Source organism: Bacillus sp. CFBP9009, from assembly GCF_036541465.1.
Taxonomy (GTDB): Bacteria; Bacillota; Bacilli; order Bacillales; family DSM-1321; genus Peribacillus.
This window is the reverse complement of sequence record NZ_JAZHFU010000001.1, coordinates 249,724-269,746: the sequence shown is the minus strand read 5'-3', so window position 1 is coordinate 269,746 and position 20,023 is coordinate 249,724. Positions and strand designations below refer to the sequence as shown.

Here is a 20,023-nt window from a genome sequence, read left to right as displayed (position 1 = left end):
TATTACACCTACTAATACTTATTTCTAAATCATATAGATTCATTATAATACTAATATTCGTTATTAATAATAAAAACGGTTAAATTTATACTTACTTTATTAACCAAACCCTTTTGTAAGAAAATAGCCAGAGAATATTCTCCGGCTACTTTTGATATAATTCATATAATTTTGGTTCTAGATCTTCAACAAATGAAGAGTAAGGTTTCACTGCAGTAATCATTAATGTTTTCTTTGCTCTTGTCATAGCTACATAGAACTTCTTTCTCTCTCTCGATATGAATTCCGTTTCATCTTCCCCAAGTCCTGGTGTTTTGTAAGGAAGCTTCCCTTTCTTTAATCCAGTTACAATTACATGATCAAATTCAAGTCCTTTTGAAGAATGGAAAGTGATAAGCTTTACACCAGGAGAGATAATATCAAACTCATCTTCTTGTAAATTGTATACTGGAATATTTATAGACTCTAAACTGATTTTATAATCCTGTAGATCACCTTTTCGTGGCACTATCACTCCAATTGTATCCTCTGGAAACGATTTACGTATCTTCCTAATATGTTCTATGACTTTCTGCATTTCTTCTTTATTTCCCTCACATAAACAAAGTTGAGGAACTTTCCCTTCAGTTTCTGGAAGTCTTGCTTTTATATACTCTTCATCTTTCGTGAAAATTTTATCCTTTTCTTGAAAATTATTTGCAAGCTGCACAATTTGTTTAGTAGATCTGAACGTTTCGTCTAAAAAACGACTACGATTTCCTACTACATCTATCCCTGCCTTTTTCCAAGTAAAGGTTCTACGGTAAATTTGTTGTCCCTTATCAGCCCCGACAGTTAAGCTTTTTTTGGCAATAATATTAATAGCGCGAAGCTGTACACTATGTAAATCTTGGGCCTCATCCACTAGTATATGATCCGGACGCTTATTTTTCGGGATAGAATCTACTTTTTCAATTAAGATACGTGCTAAATCTTCACTATCTACACCTTGATGTTTAGAATGGTTTTTTAATAATTCATTATATTTTTCTAATACATCATATATGGTTTCGCGATGTTTTTTTGTTACACGTATTTCTGTACCTCTACCTGCACGTTTAATTTTCAAATACTCATCCCTACTATTAATATCGCTTCCCTTAATCCATTCAATTTCATCACTTAGAAAGTCGATTAACGCTCTATTTTCATTTTTCTGTCCATTAAACTTTAGAAATACAGCATTTGTTTTTTTATTGATAATATTTTTAGCAAACTGAACTACATTACGACGATTCTCCCCTAAAATTAATCTAGTATGAGGATAATTAGTATCCTTCAAAAGTAACTGCGCCCAGTTATGAAAAGTAAGTGCTTGGGCTGGGTTATCACCTGTTTTAAAAGCTAGTTGCCTTACATAATTACTTAAAGCACGGCTAAAAGTAAGGATAACAAGAGATTCAGTTGGATTTTTTTTAAGTAAATATTGAGCTCTCGCCATAATAATAGTTGACTTACCGCTACCCGGGATACCGCGAACAAGTAGAGATCCTTCCGGTTTAAAAGTTACACACTGCTGCTGTTTTTCTGTTAATTTAATTTTACCCTGTTCCATTTCTTTCTCTCCTTAATTACCAATCTTCCATCATGTCTACAAGCCTTACTCTGTTTTTCTCTTCTTCAATTTCAAGTCTACTTGCTGTTTCATTTATTTGGTTTATTTCGTTCTTACTAAAACCTTCTACGGTCTCTTCCTGATAGCGTGTATGGAAGTGTTTTACCTCTACGTAAGAATTGCTCATGCAATCCCCAAGGAAATCTTCATGTTGAATACCACGTTGCCCCAAAATGTATAATTGGCTCATTGCACGGGTGATACCAACATAAAGTAGTCTTCTTTCTTCCTCTATATCTGGTTGACTACCATGAGGGAAATGCCTATCACCTAGATATAAAACAAAAACAATCGGATACTCTTGACCTTTCGCACCATGAACTGTACTTAGCGTAACAGCCTCTACATTTCTATTAGCCACTGTTTCATCTAAGTCAATTAAGTAATCAATTAAATCATCAGTGTCGGTAGCTCCTTGCACTAGTGCATCCTTAATTAATCCTAGTATTTCTTTTTCATTCTTATGCGATCCTTCAAGAGTATCCAGCAGTTCTTCGAGATCATTTCCTGGGTATTCATCGCAAATTCCCATTATTTCTTCTTTTAAATTTCTTTCTTTTTTTGAAGTCAAGATCGCTTTATGCCATGGTATTTTATAGTTCTCAAGCTCTTTAATCACCTCATTTGCTTGAGGTGCATGATCTGAATTCTTTCTATAAAGTATACAAATATCATTATAGGAAATATTTCTTTTGAACTTCAATTCTTGTATCTTACTTGCAATAAAAGTTGCGGAAAGTTCAACAGAATGTGTATTAACTACAATGGGTTTAGTATCCTCTTCTCCCCACGTATTTTTCGCATATTCAATCTGTCTGTTACCTAGAAAATGATTCGATATTTCTACAATGTTCTTTGTAGATCTATAATTTTTTTCAAGGTGTACTTTTTCTGTTTGTAAGGGTGATACTTCTTTAAAGCGTTGATAAAAGCGATCAAGGTTATTAGGATTGGATCCATTAAACGTGTAAATGGCCTGATTTTTATCTCCAACAACTGCTATATTTTTATCTGACCCCGCCAGAGAAAAAAGTAAACTTTCTTGAGATAATGAACTATCCTGATATTCATCTACAAGAATATGTTCTAACCCATAAGCAATCATATTATATGCAGTGGATTTTTTTTCTAATATTTTATTTGCCTCAGTAATTAACCCTTGAAAATCAATAATATTTTTTGTTTTTTCCAACAGTTCAATTTGTTTCCAAAACTCAATCATATCTTTACCTTCAATAAGTACCCGATCACCGGCATCAATATTAATTTTATAAAGAATGTCTGGCTCAATTGCAGACCAATGTTTACATGTATCTTTATTTAGTTGTGCACCTTGGCGTAAGAGGTTTAAGCCTTTTGCAAGTGCAACTCCAACTAAATCTCGGTTAGCATACTGCGAACATAAACCTTTTATTATTGTGGGCTTTATTTTTATAAAATCCTCAGTGGAAAATGTCTGAAATCCATTTTTAAACTTAGACTCTCCTGTATGACTTCCAAAGCGAACTATACGGTGAGCTAAACTGTGAAAAGTCAAAACTTCTATTAAACTTCCATAACCAAGTTTTTCAGAATAGTCATGCATTTTATTTATTAGTTGTTGTTTTGCTATACGAGAAAAAGATATTGCAATAATCTTATTTTGTCCTAAATTAAAGTTGTATTGTAAATTAAATATGCGTGCTGCTAGTGTTGATGTTTTTCCTGTGCCTGGTCCTGCAGATATCTGTAGGTATTTAGCTTCAGAAGTTGTGGCCCTCTTCTGTTCATCATTAAGTTTGTCTATAATAATTTCCACAATAACTTTCCTTCTTTCTGATTCAGAAAATTCAAATCGGTTCTATTTTACCACAATAATGGAATTTTACTGTAATTTATATATTAAAATAAACCATTTTTAGATATTATTAAGATATTAGAGAGGAGCTTCAACATGAAAAATGAGTCTGTAAAAGTTAGAAAAGAATTATTTGAGCGGTTACATACAGAACTGGTTGGACCTGATCACGCAACCGAGGTACTTAAAACAAAACCTTTACAAAAATATTTATGCGGTATTCTCTGGCCCCAAAATTCTTCATTGGCAAGAGAAGAGGATGAAGTAAACAGTTTGGAAGGAAAGGAAACAAATAAAGAAGAAATTGAACAACTTGCTCCACTTTCTAAGGCTATGAATCCTTCTGCAATTGGAATCTCATTCTTAATTGATAAAAACTCAACTAAAGTCAGTACCACTGTTAACTTTGGTATGTATAATGAACTAGCAGATAAGGAAAATTGGGAAAGAACACCATACAGACTAACCAATTATGAAATTGACTTTAGCACAGACATTGGTAAGAGGAAGAAAGTACTAATTCCTAATACTACAAATATATTCTTAGAATGGCTGGCTAGACCCTTTGAGGATACTCTTGCAGTAAGTATGTTTCTCGTAAACCGATACAAACAAGAAACCGATGAACATGATATTGATTTCAAATGCGTATTTCAGCCAGAGATGATTATTGAAACTATAGAACAGGAAGCATTTTTAGTAAGACAAGCCTTTTCTAATACGAATGAAGGGTATAAAGATGCCGATACGATTTCCAATCATTTACTATACAAGGATGAAACTGTTTTTGCAGTAGGACATAGTATTGCTGTTCGATGGGAAGATGTTACATCGGATGCAAAACGAGCTGGGAGGCTGCAAACTAGTATTCTACCTTACTATGAAATACCAATGGTTATCCCACCTGTTTGGGACAAAGGTGGAACTCTCGATATGAAGAAGCTGGCAAAAATAAATTCTAGCAAAGAACTAAAAGAAGCTCTTGAACCCCTATGTGATGAATATGAAAAGTGGATTCTTGAACAAAAAAAAGAAATCCCTCAAATTGATGAATCACATAAGGAAATAGCTTCAGCACATATGAATAGATGTACTGACTCTTTACGAAGAATGAGAAATGGCTTAAATCTAATTATAAATGATAAGACTGTACTAAAAGCTTTCTGCTTCGCAAATGAAGCGATGGCGCTTCAACGCTCACGAAGTATCTTTGCCTTAGAAGGGACTTCACCTGAAGAAGTCTCGGCGAATTGGCGACCATTCCAAATGGCATTTATACTGCAAAATTTAGAAGGTACAGTAAATCCAGAATCCTCAGATCGAGAATTAGCAGACTTATTATGGTTTCCTACAGGTGGTGGTAAAACTGAAGCATATTTAGGCTTAGCTGCATTTACATTGGGATATCGTAGAATGAGGGAAAACGATGGATTAAGAACAGATGTAGGAATATCTGTTATTATGCGTTATACGCTGCGTCTTTTGACAGTTCAACAGTTTCAGCGTGCATCAGCATTAATTTGTGCCTGTGAATTTATTCGTAAGAGGAATACTGACTATTTTGGAAATACTCCTTTTAGGATTGGATTATGGGTGGGTCAAAAAAGTGTTCCAAACAATTTTACTGATGCACTAAATTCTATTGAAGCATTAAAATCTCAAGCTTTGGGTAACAGAGATATTTATATTGATAAATCAAAAGGATCTCCTATTCAACTTGTATCATGTCCATGGTGCGGACATTCTCTGTACGACGAAGAAAACCCACGTGTTTTCCTAAAATCATATAAAGCAAATCAAAAGAAAAGACGAATTTTTATTCATTGTCCAGATAAAGAATGCGAATATCACTCTTCTCATTCTACTGAAGGTATTCCAGTAGTTGTAACAGATGAAGAAATCTATCGATTATTACCTGATATGCTAATTGGAACAGTGGATAAATTTTCACAAATGCCATGGAAACCCGAAATTCAAAATTTATTTGGTAAGGTTAAAGGTGAAGTGACAAATTGGGGATTCGTTTCTAATGGTTCTAGTAAGGAAGAAACAAATAATATTAAGAATGTAGCGGGCACTTCAACTGTTTCCAATACAAAACAAGTTCATCCCCCAGACCTTATTATTCAGGATGAACTCCATCTTATTTCGGGACCATTGGGAACAATGGTTGGTTTGTATGAAACCGCTATTGATTATTTATCATCTGTTGAAATTAACGGTAAAAGAATTGGACCTAAAGTGGTAGCTTCAACTGCTACTATACGAAATGCTCAACAACAAATTAAGGGGTTATTTAACCGCAAGGCAAGAATATTTCCTAGTCCCGGCCTTTCCCACAAAGACTCGTTCTTCGCTAAGCAACGACCACTTTGTGAAACACCCGGCAGAATGTATGTTGGTATTTTTGCACCTGGAAGGAGTATGAAGACAGCACTACTACGTACATATGCGAATGTGCTTTCAAGTACTCCCGCTATGGAAAATCAATATTCTGGATCTGCAATCGACCCTTATCAAACGCTCGTAGGATATTTTAATAGCTTACGAGAGCTTGGCGGAGCTGTTCGGTTAATTGAGGATGATGTCCCGAGCAGGATGAAAACTTTAGAAAATCAAAATAGTGAAGAACAAAAATTCCTTTATAAAAAAAGAGAATATGAACGAGATGTTCCTGAATTAACAAGTCGTATCGATTCTTCAGAAATACCAAAAATACTAAAAAAATTGGAACAACCCTTTCATAAAAAAGGATCTTTACTCCCCGTCGATGTACTACTAGCAAGTAATATGATTTCCGTTGGAGTCGATGTTTCTCGTCTCGGGCTAATGGTAGTTAATGGTCAACCAAAAACTACAGCAGAATATATTCAATCAACAAGTCGCGTTGGTCGAAGGGATCCAGGTTTTGTTTTAACCGTTTACAATTGGGTCCGCCCGCGAGACATTTCCCATTACGAAGAATTTTATGCTTATCATGCTGCTATTTATCGTCACGTTGAACCTATTAGTGTTACACCTTTCTCTTCCAGAGCAAGAGATAGAGGACTTGCAGGCGCAACAGTTTCAATGGCTAGACTTGGTCATTTAGATATGACATCAAATAACTCTCCTTCTTATATCAATGAAGACGATACAATAAGTGAGGAAGTACAAAAGGTATTACTTGATCGGGTCCAAAGTATTGGTTCACCTGAAGATGAGGTTTTACACGACTTGGAAAAACTTTTCGCCACCTGGAAAGAGGCGGTTGATAAAAGTAAACTCTTATATAGTTATAAACAGCGAAAAGAAGATAGCAATCTTCTTTATCCCCTTGGCCAAAAGGCAAATGGCTACTTTAAGACGCCTAATTCTATGAGGGATGTTGAAACAACAGCGGGTATATATCTAAGGAGGGATTAATTTTTATGAATAAAATAGTTGGTATGGTTCGTCCCAGTCAGTTAATCACTACTTTCGGTCCTGGCGCCATTGTAGATTTACCTGACTTTTCGGTAATAATGGGTGGAATTAATAAATGGGATCATAACACAATGCTTCGATATTCGAGTGATATTAATGAACCTAGATTAAAAAAAAAGTTACGGATCAATAAAATTAAATCCATTCCCTTAAATGGTGAGACCAATAGTATAGGAACAATACCCGCATACCGTTTTCCAGAATTTCACATTTGTCCCACCTGCCGAAAACTAGGAAATAACAGGCATTTTATAGAGGAAGATGGAGTACTATTCTGTCAAAATCCCTGTAAGAAAATAAAAACACACCCTGTTCGTTTCTTAACTTCTTGTGAAAATGGACACATTGATGATTTCCCCTGGGGCTTTTATGTTCATTCCAAATATAAGAAAGAGTATGATTTTAAGAACTGTAAACTTAAACTTATGGATTCTGGCAAGAGTGGATCTCTTACTGATTTAATTGTTCGATGTGACACTTGCGACATTGAAAGGTCATTTGCAGAAGCATATAAAAATGAAAAACTACTCCCTAAGTGTAAAGGAAGCCGCCCATGGCTTGGATCTAAAAACAGATCCGAAGACCCATGTGAAAAAGAAAGGAAAATTTTATTACGAGGGGCTTCTAATCTTTACTTTCCAGTAGTAGAGAGCTCTATTATGATACCTGTACAATCAAATTCAAACCCTTTAGAAGAACTCGTTAGAGAGGAAATAGATTTTTCTGATGCTGAACTAATTAACGATAAGGATATCTTTTTATTTTTTGCAAAACGGAATAAAGAATTAAAGATTCATAATTCTGAGGACCTCTGGGCTATTGTTAATCGTTTAAAAACATCATCAGATGACGACGAGGATTTACTTCTGCCAGAGTGGGACGCAATAACATCCGGGCAGGAATATTTAAATGAACAAGACTTTGAAGTTGAAAAACAACCAATCCCACACAGATACGAACAACTTATCAATAAATTAATTAGAGTAAAGAGACTGAAAGAAGTAATGGTGTTAAAAGGATTTACGCGAATAAATCCTTTACCTGATGCTACATTACGATTATCGGGAGAACACGATAATCATTCCAGTGAAAAAAGTATGGCACCTATCAGCGACTCTAAACTTGATTGGTTACCAGGAGTGGAATCGTTTGGAGAGGGCATTTTTCTTTCTCTAAATGAAGATGAATTAACTAAATGGGAGGATAAAAATTCAAAATATGCTACGGCTGTAAAACAAGCTCATATTAACTTGTATAGAGATAGGCATGTACCGGAAGAACTTATTCCTCCATTTCCAGGTATTCGCTATATACTCTTGCATACTCTTTCTCATGCTTTAATTCGGGAGCTATGTCTACATTCAGGGTACTCCTCTTCTGCTTTAAAAGAACGAATTTATTCAGATAGGGATAAGGGAATGGCAGGTATACTTATCTACACAGCAACTGTAGACTCTGAAGGAAGTCTTGGGGGACTGGTTGAATTAGGTAAGAACCAACATTTTGAGTCTATTCTAGCTCGAGCACTTTCTGCTTCATTGTATTGCTCAGGAGATCCGCTTTGTGCTGAGCATGATCCTGAGCAACTACATGATATTAATGGAGCTGCATGTCACAGCTGTTTACTAATCTCTGAAACTTCCTGTGAGAAATCCAACAGATATTTGGATCGTTCTATTCTTGTAAAAACCGTTGCTACTCATGAAAGGGAATATTTCAAAGATGGCAGATCTTGACTCAAAAATAGTAAGGTTCGTGGAAGCCTGTCTCATTAACGAAACAGGTTTCCTCAATAATTTCATGACTATGCTTGAGACAAGCAGCGAAAGTATACAAAGAAATTTCCAAACTGCACTATACACATTAGAATTACCGTTTGATCTTGATTTTCTTGGTTTTGAGCTCTTACAAGAAGCTTACAAGCAGAATGTGAAAACAGATCAATTATTGCTGGCTATTAATGTAGCTACGAAAATGCATCAACATCGAAAAAGAACCGAACCTAATTTATTACCTGTTTGGACAGGACCAGTCTTTGGGGAAAGCCCAATAACGCATAAAACCTATGATACAGTGAAGCATTTATTTCAAAAGGCAAAATATGAAGTCTTTTTAGTTGGTTATGCTTTTTCTCTCGAACATGATTATGTGAGGTCCTTATTTAATGAACTAATCGAAGCAACAAAACGAGGATGTAAAATCGATATTATCTTCCACCAAAATGATCATAACCTGATTAATATAAAAAATAATTGGCCTGACAATCTTCATTTTCCTAATTTATATTATTGGGACCGAGATACAGATGATAAATGGGCTAGCTTACACTCAAAGCTTATCATAGTAGATCAATCAAAAATATTATTAACATCAGCCAATTTTACACTTCATGGCTTTGAAAAAAACATTGAGACTGGGGTAATCATTGAAAATCATCCAATTGTTCAATTATATTGGAGGCAATTTCGATCTTTGTTAAATAATAAAGAGATGAAAAAGTATTAGATAAAAATAAGTTCTTGATACAAAATGATCTAGATGAAATTATCTAGATCATTTTGTATTTTTTTGACAGCACAGCAATCGACGAAGCCATGACCCTCCTGAATTGGATTAAAGATATGCAAGGGCCCAAAGCTAGACAGCAGAACCTCCCCCAAAAAACGCAGGCAATGATCATTTAATTAGAAAACTATTAGATAGACTTAGTTTTTTATATGTTTTGATAACTACCCAGGAATAATTTGACCTACCCATGACAGACCTACACCGTTAAGATTCTTTTTCTGAATTCTGTTTAATTTCATCCCTTTTTTAGTGCCATTTAACAATTTTTGATTTTCAAGTTAAACAAAGGGTCTTTCTTTCGAAGGATGAGCAATGCTCTTTCAATGAAAAAAGTCCACCATAACCATAATTTCTTAAAAACCACTTGTAACTTTCCGGTAATGAGACCTGTAGTTTTTGTTCAGTTTCTTTTACATTGTCTTCACTTATTCCACCTGTAAAATCATCATCTTCGACATACTGCTTAATAAATTCCTGTAAATCTGAATATTTCACCAATATCACCTTCAAATCCTTAGTTTCTTAACGCACGGACAAGTATGTAGAATACACTAAGGGAATAATCAAATTAGAAGCATAAACTCAATTCTCATTTTTCTTGAATCTTTCTGGGATTTTATTTTTCCATATTATCATGAGTTCTTTAAATTCTTCAGTCTCCATTTCATTTTCATAAGGCTCTTCATATGTATAAAAGTGTTCAAGCACTGTCATTTCTTTTTTTATTAGCACACTTGTTGCATTAAGTTGAATTTCAAATTTTTCATGGAAACCATTTAAGACATTTTCAACTATCGTAATATACTCATCTGCTTCTTCCTCTGTAGGGATGTCTTCAATAAAATCAGCGAATAATTTTATTTCATCCGATAATTTTATTCTCAATGTCCCAACATGGTCTCTAAAAAAATCGTATGAATATTTCATACTCAACCTCCATAAAAGTCCCTTTGAATTTCAAAAGAGCTATCAGCCATTCCAAAAAATCCTTATAGCATTATCAATTCATATAAATCCAGCTTTCACCAATCCTCTTCGTCTTCATCCCAGTTTTCTTTTGCCTCTTCAAGACTTTCGATCAAATAGTCTAGGAAATTATCAGCTGCGGTAAAACCATATCCCTCTTGGTTATCCCACATAATAACTGGACATTCTCCATTTTTCATTTTATTAGTATCGAGGCAATAGGCAAATTCATCAATATCTTCTATAACCACAAGTCCATCTATTAAATCATAATACTTTTGATGACCTCTGGTAGCATCTACTACTGCTGAACCCGTATAACCATATCCAATTATTCTCACTCCAAAGAGTCCACCAAAACCATAGTTTCTTAAAAACCACTTGTAACTTTCCGGTAATGAGACCTGTAGTTTTAGTTCAGTTTCTCTAACTTTTTCATCACTTACTCCACCTGTAAAATCATCATCTTTTCCATACCGCTTAATAAATTCCTGTAAAGCTGAATATTTCACCAAAATCACCTACTAATCTTGAATTTTTAAAAGTCCTTTCAATTATATGGTTGGTGCTATCCAGCGAAAAGGTAAACATAATAATACTGTTAACCAATTTAATGCGAACAATTTAATCATCTAATAATTCATCATCTAGCCACAGCTCTACGTCATCAACATCGATATTCTCAGTTTCATTAATTATTTCTAATCCACTTAAAAAACCTAAGAATGTTTCCGATACAAGATGTATATTATCCCAATATGAGTTAATCTCATCCGAAGCATCTTCTATTCCTACCATTATTTTAGCTTCACGTTCATTTTCATGGTTCCAGAAATAAACTTTACCTATAATGCTTTCCTTTACTCCTAAGCAGATTAAATTTCCTCCCGGGCTTTCCCCAATTGGAATCATACAATTTGGCATCCGATTTAAATAACCTTCTATTTGGTCGAATAAATTATTTTCACCAGCTAATCCATAAAAACCTTCAAATACTTGAGTACCCTCCTTAGATGTCCAAGGTGATGTCTCAATCGGTTTATACGTTACCTCATTTTCAAAAAAAGTTTCATCATAGTTAAGAAGAAACTCCTTATAATCCTTTGGAATGAAAATATCATACATCGTCTCTATTTTCTTAATCAGATTTTCTCTTGAACTTAAAGAAAAGACTTCTTGTTTCTTAATATTTAAGGTGTTTAATTTATTTTCTATTTGATCTAGATAATTGTTACTCAAAAATCAAAACCCTCCTCTTAAACCTGATGCAGCACCAATGTGTGGTATATTTTCATGTAACTTTGTAGGTATTAACTGTATAGTAACGTCATCTGCATGGTGTGGTGTTAGACCTTTTTCTCTCAGCCAGTTTTTCGCCTGATTTTGACTACTAAACCCTTTGGCTTTCATTAATTTTTCATAGACTAACTTGAAGTCCCCTTCAGATCCATCTTCTGCTTTAAATAGTCAGCAATTTCTGTTTGTCCTCTAACAATGGCAAATGCATAAGCATCCATATCTTTCATGTTGTCACCAGAGTATTTTATGGTTATATCTATATTATTCTCAACTAACAATTTAACAATCTCAAAATGACCACCATATATTGCAGCAAACAGAGGATTTCTATCTGGTTCACTAGTATCAATCTCAACATTCTGTTTAATGAGATATTCGGCAATATCTAAATGCCCTTTTGTAGCGGCTCTTTCAAGGGCATTTGTAGAAAAAGTTCCACCCTGTGCATTAGTATCTATCCCGGCATTAATAAGATATACTATTATTTCTAAATGCCCATAAGCTGCTGCTGTATGTAACCATGTACCAAAGGGCGTCATCCATGTTAACATTTCTGGTTCTTTCACAAGTAAATCCCTTACCGTATCCAATTTGCCACTTTTGATGGCACCTCTAATGTCTTTCGTAATTTGAGTTTTATCCATTTAGTTTCTCCTTTATTTTCAAGGTCTTCTATTATTTCAATAATATCATCTAAGTCTGAATCGGCCTTTATGGGTGAGATATTTCTTCAAATTAAAAAGTTGATAGAACCAACTACCCCGGTTTTATCAACTGTGAATTTCCGACTATCTATTTATTCTTAGTTTAGAAATTAATGCTTCAATACTTTCTGAAATAACCTCAAATGAATTCCTTTCGAAATCCTCTAACTTAACTTTACCGTTCTCATTATTAATTACCACTAACAAACCATTCCCTTCGATACCTAAAGGGATATTTTCAATTCTATTATTATGATTGATCTTATATCTCTCTAAGGTCCCTCAGAATGAATCCAATTCGAAGTTTGGCAAAACCGCCTCTAATTTGATATAGAAATCATTTATAAACCCGTCTAAATCAGCGCACCAATACGAATTAAAATATTCAATAATTGATTTATGGAATACTACTTTTAAGTTCTCTTCTAACTCCTTTAAGTCATGTGAAGTAGTTTTTTCTACAGGTTTCCATGTTATATAATCTTCTTCGTCAACTTCACCTTCATAAATAATTGAATTAAGCCCTTCAGTAACTGAAGTCTTAAATAAGAAGTCCATTCCTCTTCATCTGCAAGCTCTTGTCTCATTCTGAAGTATTGGACCATTGATTTCTTAATATACAAAGATATCACCCATTTCGGTAATTTAATTAGCTAATAGAATTACAACCTAAAAAGTCGATCTCCTTTAAGTTAAAGAATCGAGGCAACCTCTATTATTTTAAACTTTGAACTATATATAGACATAAAAAACCTTGAGTAGCTTAAGCCAATCAAGGTTTTTTAACTAAATTCTACTGCACCTAAGAACTCTAAATCACTTTTATTAATTGTGGTTTTCTTTTTAATTCCCTCATATTTAAAGTTGTATAGAAGAATTACAACATTATACTCACTTGGCAACTGTGCGCCACACAATGAAGAAAATTTAGGAATAATATCATCATCGTAAGAGAACCCTTCTAATAATCGACTAAGCAAGTTATCAGCTTCATCATAAAAATCCGCTTCTCTAACAGCGTCGTCATATCTATCGATGCCAAAGCTTCGAGCAAACATTGATGGAATAAAATCCCCATCCTCTGTATAAGAAATTCCAAGTAAATTGTCTAATTCCTCTGATGAGTTAATATTCCCTACCCAAAATGATACAAATCCTTCTTTTTGCATAAGCTACCTCCTTTTTGGTTTCAATCCAATTCTTTGTACGTAAAAATTTGCGAAATAAATTTAAAAGGCATAGAGAAAGTGAAGGTAAGAGTGTTGGAGAATAGAAATGATTGTAACTGATGATTTTTTGAATATTTTCATGAGATTGAATATATTAAACATGACATACATTTTAAAGTTTAAGTACGTACTCTTTTATTTGGTAAAACATCATATAGGGCTTACTAGAGTTATTCCTATTCTTTAAATAATAAACGGTTTATTCGGCACTGGGAAACCCCACACAAAAAAAGGAACCTTGAAAGGCATTTTACCAATCAAGGTTTAAAACATTTACATTATATTTTAGGAACGTCAACCACTTCGCCTGGTGATTTATTAATAAGAATATCAGAAATGTTTGGGTTATTCTTTTTCAACTTATACTTTTGAATTTTTGTTAATTCAGGGTCAAAGGAAATATTCTGGGATTTAAATTCAAAGTTTATAAGTTTATTATAAATCTTATTCAAAAAATCTTTCCATTCCTCTAATGAAGAACTTGAAACTTCATCTGAATCTTCTAACATACGATAGCCATCTGCATAATGAAACATTAATAAACCGGTACCTAAATCACAAGCCTCGTTTTCTAAGATAACGCTTGGTACATCAAATCCACTATTCCAATTATAATTTGCAGCAATAAAATGAAGAAATAAAGGGTTATCTATATTCGTTAACTCATTGATTATTATTTCTTTATCTGTATCATAAAGTAGCTGTTCAAGGAAACTAATAACTTTCTTATCCACAGTAACTCACCTTAATTTCAATAATTTTAAAATTACTATTATACATAACTAATAGAAGTGATAAAATCAAACTCACCTATTGATATTTTTTTAACAGCTTCTTTTATTTGTTCAATTACTTGGTAGAGCCACTGAAGTGGTTCTAAATCAAGAGATGGAAAGTACACACCATCTGCACAAGATTGAATGTATTCATTCTTTTTGATATCTGAATACTCACTTACTATAAAATCTGTTAAAAAGACAATAGCAGATTCCAGATACTCTTTACTTTCCTCAGTTAATAATTCTTCTAATGCATCTTCTGGAGATTCAATATCCTGATGAAAAGTTCCAGCCAAGAACTGAAAAACAGATTCTTCTAATTTGTTAGAAGACAACATACCATCACAGCCTTTTGTATTAATTTGGATAACCAGTTAGAATATAATCCACTTCTTGAGCTTTTCCGTTCCTTTCTTTCGGCCTTTAGGGGATGTGGATTACATAATGATATATTATTTTGGATATCCCTGTGCTTTATCTAGATCTCTAAAACTTAATTCTCAGTTTCTTTGTATCTTTCTGGAATTTTGTTTCTCCATATTAGCATAAGTTCTTTAAATTGTTCAGTTTCCATTTCATTCTCATTTGGCTTATCGAAGATATAAAAGTGGTGAAGAACAGTTGTATCTTTTTTTATCAAGACACTGGTAGCATTCCCTTCTATTTCAAATTCTTCGTATTCACCTTCCACTACTTTGTGAACAATATCAATATACTCATCCACTTCTGTTTCAAATACAATATCTTCAATGAAGTCTGAGAAAAGGTTAATTTCTTGTGGTAGTATTATTCTTAGATATCCTAATGGGTTTCTTTTAAATTCATACGAATATTTCATACGCTTTGATCCCCTTTTAAATTTCCCCTTATAATGGATATGCCATTGCTATTGATTCATCTTTTTTCAAGTACATTTCTACCTTAATACAAAGCATAAAATCATTATTCCATAATGGTTCAACCTTCATGAGCTTTGAATTTCAATCATGCATCATTCATGTCGTCCAAATATCTCATAAAAAACAAAAAGCATCTGTTGCCTCAAAGACAATCAAATGCTTTATCGTTAGCCATATAAAGTAATTCATTACAAATCTTATCTTTACCAACGAGCGTTTCTTAATTTCTTAAGTTTATAGCTTGTTCCTTGTAACGATATTTCGTAAGCCTAAAACGCCATCTCGCCTAGCTATCTTTCGTATTTGACATAACTTATATTGTTACAAAAACTATAGGTTGGCTTAAAACGGATAAATGTAGCTTCCTATAAGTATCATTATTCAGATACATATAGGTTATTAAAGAACTCAGCAAAACTATCTGCAAGGATAAACATATTGCCCATTTCTTCCTCTGGTTCTATATCATGAATCCAAAAATAGATCTTTCCTTGGTATTCTCCACTAACACCTATTAAAATTTCATTCCCTCCTGGGTCATTAGCAATTGAAATAAAATCTTCCGGTATTTCTCCTTCTAAAACCTCAAAAACTTTAGCTAAATTACTCTTCATATCCCCAATTCCATAAAACTTATTAACTAAACTTTCTCCTTCATCATCAGATATTCTGAAGTTAGATTCTTGAGGATATCCCCCATTGTATTCTAGTAGAAAATCAACATATTGTTTAGGTAGCGTAACATCGTACTCCTGTTCAAATTGTTTTATATCTTGTAAAGAAATCTTTGGATTTTTGCTACTCATTTTTGTCATATTCGCACTCCTCTAATCTTACTTATTTTTTCCATTAACTTTTGATTGACCACCAATGTGTCTAAACTCTCTATGAATATCTTCATCTACTAGCATCATCGTTTTTCCATCTTGATGATGATGCCATGTATACCCTTCTGGTGGTTTCCTAATATCAATTATTGGAGGATCAGTATCTTTTGTAAGTTTAGCCGCTATATTTGCATTTTCAAAGTCTTTTGGATTATTTTTAGGCGAATGTACCTCGATTTTAACCGGCTCAACATTTGGATGTACATAGGATGTAAAATCAGGATAACCATTTGGATAACTTACTGATATTCCAGACTTGTTAGTATAAGTCCAAATGCCATTATCATCGATGGAGATTTTCCCACCCTTTTTATACCACTTTTCAGGTATAGGAGAGTTCATTGGTTTAGTCTTCAAAATCTCTTTAGTGACATCTTCTACTTTTAACCTACCCCTACCACTAACTTCAGACTCCACTTTCGCCATCGAAATTAACTGTTCTTTTAATCCAGTACCATTAACCACATTATAAGGTACTCCACCTGCCAACGACAGTTGGTTTTTAGGATTGTATGGCAATAGGTTAGGAATAGAGACTAGTTCTTTTGCCTTCGTAACGCCTTTTACTGCAGCGGCCTTTGTAGTGGCTACCCCAGTCTTCGCTACAGCTCCTGCGCCTTTTGTTCCGACTACTGATGTGACGACTGTTCCGAGGGCATAAGTTACCCAATGAGACCGCGAATAGGCATCTCCATTTACCATATCCCGTTCATATGAGTCGGAGATGGATTTGGATATATATTTATAGGTTTTTATCGGGTGCATGATTGAGTTTGCTACGCCTTCGACCGTTTCCCCAGGATCTGTGACAAAGTCCCAAACTCCTGTCACAAAGTCTTTCCCTACATCATAAAGGCCTACGCCGATTCCTTTTGTAATGTCTGCGGTTTGCTTAGCGGCTTCTAGCTGCATGACATATTGCTGCTGGGCGGGCGCTAAGTTTTCATAACCGATCTGCTTGGCGATTTTGAGGAACTCAACTGGATCTGTTACATGATCGAGTTGTGCCTTCAAGTCTTTGATCCGGCGATTCTCCGCTTCCTCTTTCTTAACCTTGAGATATTGCGCGGTTTCTTTTTTCCTTACTTCCAGGTTTTTATAAGCTTCGCTATTTTTATAGGCTGCTGCATTAAAATAGAGAGGGGATACTACTCCTCCCCTTGTACTGGATACTTTCAATTGCTCCATGAGTGCCATCACTGCCGCTTGGTCCTCTTCGGATTTGGCATATTCAGTCGTCCACTTATGATCAATTTCGTTTACTTTGTCTATCGTTTGGGTCCTTTTTGTTTCAGCTTTCTCGATATTCTCAAAGAACGCATCGTCAGAAAAGGGCTCTAACTGAATGATATCATCAATTCCAGCAAATATTTTTTTCAGATCATCTTTTTGGGCTGTGACCATTTCCTTGGAATTTCGAGTGGCATTTGTCAGCTCTTCCTCTAAAAAAGGGACCGTGACCACGGTTTCACTAAGGTTCGCTTCGATTGTATCTCCTTGAATTCCGCTTAAAAAGGCAACATGCCGATTGATCAGACGCAGCCAAGAATCCACGACATCGATCTGTGCTTTGTAAAACCCTTTAATGGCCTCTGCGCCTTGCCCCTGCAGCTCATCATCCAAATGAACGATACTCTCAAATCCTTTTTTCAATTCCGTGAGCTGTTCCTTTAGATCCTTATATTGTCCGACACGCGTTTGCATGGCAGAAACTAGTGTTTGAGATTCGTAAATCATCGACATAATGGAAAGTCCTTTCAACTTCTTTTCTTATTCATTTCTATGTAATATTTTTATTCACTGTAAAATTATGGACTAAATATATTTTAGAAGAGTTTCTATATTTATTCAAGAATTAACAAGATAAGTGGCTCGGCTCTTTTGTTCCAATCACTTAAAACACAAAAAAGCGCTTATAAGCGCTCTCAATCCAAAACTAAATTAAATTTTTCTCTGACCAGATTATGGTTAATTCTAGATGTTTATTTTGTATTAAACCCCAGATAAAGCTTTGATTTCTCCCCTGAATTACTCGCCTTTTTTACCAAGTACCACCGCCAAAGTAAGAAATATATAAGGATAAGTTAATAAAGTAAGCTCTAAAAAACCCATACTTCCAAAAAGAAATAGATCTGGTGCGTGTCCGTCTGAATAATATCCTTTTCCGGTCATATACAAGCCAACAAGAAGATACGTTATTATAGATATTCCTATTAAACCATAGCCTATGAAATTAAACTTATTTATTGTAAAACTATATACTAAAACACCTAAATATAACAATCCAAGCAGCAGCAATAAAATCGGTATGTAAAATGGCTCATAAAAATAGTCACTCATACTTTCAATTAGCATCTTATACCCCCTTCTAACCATAACTTATTCTGGATTACAAATATTAATATAAGTACCAGCCAAAGTTTTATCAGGTCGCCACGGTTCTAAGTTCCAAGAACTTTTATAAATAGTAAGAGGATTAGCTGCATGACATATAAACTGGTCTTTAATTCTACCTGTCTTTGAACTACTAATATACTTCTTGAAATCAGCATCAGCCGTCACTTCACTCCACATATCCAACATAATTTTCGCTTGAGAAAGACCAGTTATACTAGACGGACCCAGAGCCCAATGAGCAGTAATATAAGCTTTAGTACAGGTTCTAGTATATACTGAAAAAGTCCCTTTTCCACTACTATAATTCTTATCCCATTTAGTGCTTGTATTGTTAATTGTATCAGAACAAAATAAAGGATCTGCCTTCAATGGATAATTATCACCAGAATAATTGACTGTTTGATATAGAGATTGATTTTTCACCTCATACTTTGTTTCAACAAAATTACCTAAACTGTCTACTGCCCAGGCTTTACCTATGTTATATATATCGTTACCATAAGAATCTTTTATGAAGAACATACCTTCTTCCTCTACTAAACTATAGTCTTTTTTCATTTCTATATCGATTTTAAATTCCTTTGGGGCTTCCTTAGAATCAATGGAAAATATTTGTCTAAAGCCACCATCTAAAATTTGATTCTCAACACTGTAATCTTCTTCTGCGTTTGTAAATATAATTGTTCCATCCTCATTGTTTTCAAATTTCAAATCAGGATCATCTACTAAAACAGTAATTTCATTTCCTTCTGCGTCAGAAAAATTAATTTTATTTTCTTCTAAATTGATTTCAGCAGCAAAATCTTTTTCATTAGTAAATATTCTATCCTTATTTTCTTCGTAAGGAGCAACTTCGACATCCTTAAGTAAATCCATAGGCAAATCATCCATATTTCCGTTTACTTCTATACTTTCTTTTACATCCTCACTTATATTTATCTCTGCAAATACAGCATTCAATTTAAACATACTCAGTAAAGCACATAAACTACCTATAACCAATACTAGTTTTTTCATTTTCTTCTCCTTTTTTATTTTTTCTATAATTTAACATTAGCAAAAAAATAAGATTGATTGATTCCAAAAATGAAATTAGGATTTTCACAAATGGAATATTTACCTTCTTTCCGTCCACTCACATAGATAGGTAAAAAAGCTGTAAACCACCTCTTTGTGATACCTTTTTCCTCACAAATTAAAAACCCCTGACACTAAAAGTACCAAGTGTTGAAGATTAATATACTTACATATAATGGGCACGTTCCCATGGAAGGGTCATTAAACATTTGTTTTTCAAAAACAATTTTACTGACCTCATTGCGAGTTCTTCAGTTGTCCA

General features: G+C 34.1%; 19 protein-coding genes and 1 pseudogene. 3 read left to right on the top strand and 17 right to left on the bottom strand.

The window, feature by feature from the left end:
* Positions 1–145 precede the first annotated feature (145 nt).
* Together V3595_RS01420 and V3595_RS01415 are read right to left on the bottom strand one after the other, a co-directional pair.
* Entirely contained in the window at positions 146–1,594 is a 1,449-nt protein-coding gene (locus tag V3595_RS01420; RefSeq protein WP_485905143.1) for a 3'-5' exonuclease, read from the bottom strand.
* A 16-nt stretch (positions 1,595–1,610) separates the two neighbouring features.
* Positions 1,611–3,452: an ATP-dependent helicase gene (locus tag V3595_RS01415; protein ID WP_485905141.1), complete on the bottom strand. Its 1,842-nt coding sequence runs from the start codon at positions 3,450–3,452 to the stop codon at positions 1,611–1,613.
* A 135-nt stretch (positions 3,453–3,587) separates the two neighbouring features.
* Between V3595_RS01415 and drmA the strand changes: the two genes are divergently transcribed.
* Genes drmA through V3595_RS01400 form a run of 3 tightly spaced genes read left to right on the top strand, consistent with a single transcriptional unit; the run spans position 3,588 to position 9,461 of the window.
* Positions 3,588–6,896 carry a DISARM system helicase DrmA gene (drmA, locus tag V3595_RS01410; RefSeq protein ID WP_485905139.1) on the top strand — a complete coding sequence of 1,103 codons (3,309 nt, stop codon included), beginning with the start codon at positions 3,588–3,590 and terminating at the stop codon, positions 6,894–6,896.
* Positions 6,897–6,901: 5 nt separating this feature from the next.
* Positions 6,902–8,692, top strand: coding sequence for a DrmB family protein (drmB, locus tag V3595_RS01405; RefSeq protein ID WP_485905138.1), 1,791 nt, complete (start codon positions 6,902–6,904; stop codon positions 8,690–8,692).
* Positions 8,679–9,461 carry a phospholipase D-like domain-containing protein gene (locus tag V3595_RS01400; protein ID WP_485905136.1) on the top strand — a complete coding sequence of 261 codons (783 nt, stop codon included), beginning with the start codon at positions 8,679–8,681 and terminating at the stop codon, positions 9,459–9,461. Before drmB ends, V3595_RS01400 begins: the two co-directional genes overlap by 14 nt.
* Positions 9,462–9,797: 336 nt before the next feature.
* Here V3595_RS01400 and V3595_RS01395 read toward each other — a convergent pair whose 3' ends face one another.
* The 15 genes and pseudogenes from V3595_RS01395 to V3595_RS01325 form a co-directional block, all read right to left on the bottom strand.
* Positions 9,798–10,019 (bottom strand): SMI1/KNR4 family protein, encoded by a 222-nt coding sequence (locus tag V3595_RS01395; RefSeq protein WP_485905134.1) that lies wholly within the window; start codon positions 10,017–10,019, stop codon positions 9,798–9,800.
* Between the two features lie 87 nt (positions 10,020–10,106).
* Positions 10,107–10,451 carry a tRNA-Val4 gene (locus V3595_RS01390; protein ID WP_350300013.1) on the bottom strand — a complete coding sequence of 115 codons (345 nt, stop codon included), beginning with the start codon at positions 10,449–10,451 and terminating at the stop codon, positions 10,107–10,109.
* Between the two features lie 95 nt (positions 10,452–10,546).
* Positions 10,547–11,002, bottom strand: a complete 456-nt coding sequence (locus V3595_RS01385) for an SMI1/KNR4 family protein (protein WP_485905132.1) — start codon at positions 11,000–11,002, stop codon at positions 10,547–10,549.
* A 112-nt stretch (positions 11,003–11,114) separates the two neighbouring features.
* Entirely contained in the window at positions 11,115–11,729 is a 615-nt protein-coding gene (locus tag V3595_RS01380; RefSeq protein WP_485905131.1) for an SMI1/KNR4 family protein, read from the bottom strand.
* 3 nt (positions 11,730–11,732) lie between these two features.
* The gene (locus tag V3595_RS01375; RefSeq protein ID WP_412760506.1) at positions 11,733–11,900 is read right to left on the bottom strand and encodes an HNH endonuclease; all 168 of its coding nucleotides are present in this window, start codon (positions 11,898–11,900) and stop codon (positions 11,733–11,735) included.
* 14 nt (positions 11,901–11,914) lie between these two features.
* The gene (locus V3595_RS01370; protein ID WP_485905129.1) at positions 11,915–12,433 is read right to left on the bottom strand and encodes an ankyrin repeat domain-containing protein; all 519 of its coding nucleotides are present in this window, start codon (positions 12,431–12,433) and stop codon (positions 11,915–11,917) included.
* Positions 12,434–12,577: 144 nt separating this feature from the next.
* A pseudogene (locus V3595_RS01365) lies at positions 12,578–13,098 on the bottom strand (SecY-interacting protein Syd).
* 177 nt (positions 13,099–13,275) lie between these two features.
* Entirely contained in the window at positions 13,276–13,662 is a 387-nt protein-coding gene (locus V3595_RS01360; RefSeq protein WP_485905127.1) for an immunity 22 family protein, read from the bottom strand.
* Positions 13,663–14,000: 338 nt separating this feature from the next.
* On the bottom strand, positions 14,001–14,456 hold the full coding sequence (locus V3595_RS01355) for a DUF4274 domain-containing protein (RefSeq protein ID WP_485905126.1): 456 nt from the start codon (positions 14,454–14,456) through the stop codon (positions 14,001–14,003).
* A gap of 38 nt (positions 14,457–14,494) precedes the next feature.
* Positions 14,495–14,839, bottom strand: coding sequence for a contact-dependent growth inhibition system immunity protein (locus V3595_RS01350; protein ID WP_485905124.1), 345 nt, complete (start codon positions 14,837–14,839; stop codon positions 14,495–14,497).
* 155 nt (positions 14,840–14,994) lie between these two features.
* Positions 14,995–15,339: a tRNA-Val4 gene (locus V3595_RS01345; RefSeq protein ID WP_485905123.1), complete on the bottom strand. Its 345-nt coding sequence runs from the start codon at positions 15,337–15,339 to the stop codon at positions 14,995–14,997.
* 438 nt (positions 15,340–15,777) lie between these two features.
* The gene (locus tag V3595_RS01340; RefSeq protein ID WP_370020921.1) at positions 15,778–16,215 is read right to left on the bottom strand and encodes an SMI1/KNR4 family protein; all 438 of its coding nucleotides are present in this window, start codon (positions 16,213–16,215) and stop codon (positions 15,778–15,780) included.
* An 18-nt stretch (positions 16,216–16,233) separates the two neighbouring features.
* On the bottom strand, positions 16,234–18,024 hold the full coding sequence (locus tag V3595_RS01335) for a T7SS effector LXG polymorphic toxin (protein WP_485905121.1): 1,791 nt from the start codon (positions 18,022–18,024) through the stop codon (positions 16,234–16,236).
* A gap of 291 nt (positions 18,025–18,315) precedes the next feature.
* Positions 18,316–18,642: a hypothetical protein gene (locus V3595_RS01330; protein ID WP_485905119.1), complete on the bottom strand. Its 327-nt coding sequence runs from the start codon at positions 18,640–18,642 to the stop codon at positions 18,316–18,318.
* A 24-nt stretch (positions 18,643–18,666) separates the two neighbouring features.
* Entirely contained in the window at positions 18,667–19,701 is a 1,035-nt protein-coding gene (locus V3595_RS01325; RefSeq protein ID WP_485905117.1) for a DUF2599 domain-containing protein, read from the bottom strand.
* Positions 19,702–20,023 lie beyond the last annotated feature (322 nt).

Coding starts and splice junctions, on each gene's coding strand:
- V3595_RS01420 (WP_485905143.1), bottom strand. CDS start 1,594: ATGGAACAGGGTAAAATTAAATTAACAGAAAAACAGCAGCAGTGTGTA.
- drmA (WP_485905139.1), top strand. CDS start 3,588: ATGAAAAATGAGTCTGTAAAAGTTAGAAAAGAATTATTTGAGCGGTTA.
- drmB (WP_485905138.1), top strand. CDS start 6,902: ATGAATAAAATAGTTGGTATGGTTCGTCCCAGTCAGTTAATCACTACT.
- V3595_RS01400 (WP_485905136.1), top strand. CDS start 8,679: ATGGCAGATCTTGACTCAAAAATAGTAAGGTTCGTGGAAGCCTGTCTC.
- V3595_RS01390 (WP_350300013.1), bottom strand. CDS start 10,451: ATGAAATATTCATACGATTTTTTTAGAGACCATGTTGGGACATTGAGA.
- V3595_RS01375 (WP_412760506.1), bottom strand. CDS start 11,900: ATGAAAGCCAAAGGGTTTAGTAGTCAAAATCAGGCGAAAAACTGGCTG.
- V3595_RS01370 (WP_485905129.1), bottom strand. CDS start 12,433: ATGGATAAAACTCAAATTACGAAAGACATTAGAGGTGCCATCAAAAGT.
- V3595_RS01360 (WP_485905127.1), bottom strand. CDS start 13,662: ATGCAAAAAGAAGGATTTGTATCATTTTGGGTAGGGAATATTAACTCA.
- V3595_RS01350 (WP_485905124.1), bottom strand. CDS start 14,839: ATGTTGTCTTCTAACAAATTAGAAGAATCTGTTTTTCAGTTCTTGGCT.
- V3595_RS01345 (WP_485905123.1), bottom strand. CDS start 15,339: ATGAAATATTCGTATGAATTTAAAAGAAACCCATTAGGATATCTAAGA.
- V3595_RS01340 (WP_370020921.1), bottom strand. CDS start 16,215: ATGACAAAAATGAGTAGCAAAAATCCAAAGATTTCTTTACAAGATATA.
- V3595_RS01335 (WP_485905121.1), bottom strand. CDS start 18,024: ATGATTTACGAATCTCAAACACTAGTTTCTGCCATGCAAACGCGTGTC.
- V3595_RS01330 (WP_485905119.1), bottom strand. CDS start 18,642: ATGCTAATTGAAAGTATGAGTGACTATTTTTATGAGCCATTTTACATA.
- V3595_RS01325 (WP_485905117.1), bottom strand. CDS start 19,701: ATGAAAAAACTAGTATTGGTTATAGGTAGTTTATGTGCTTTACTGAGT.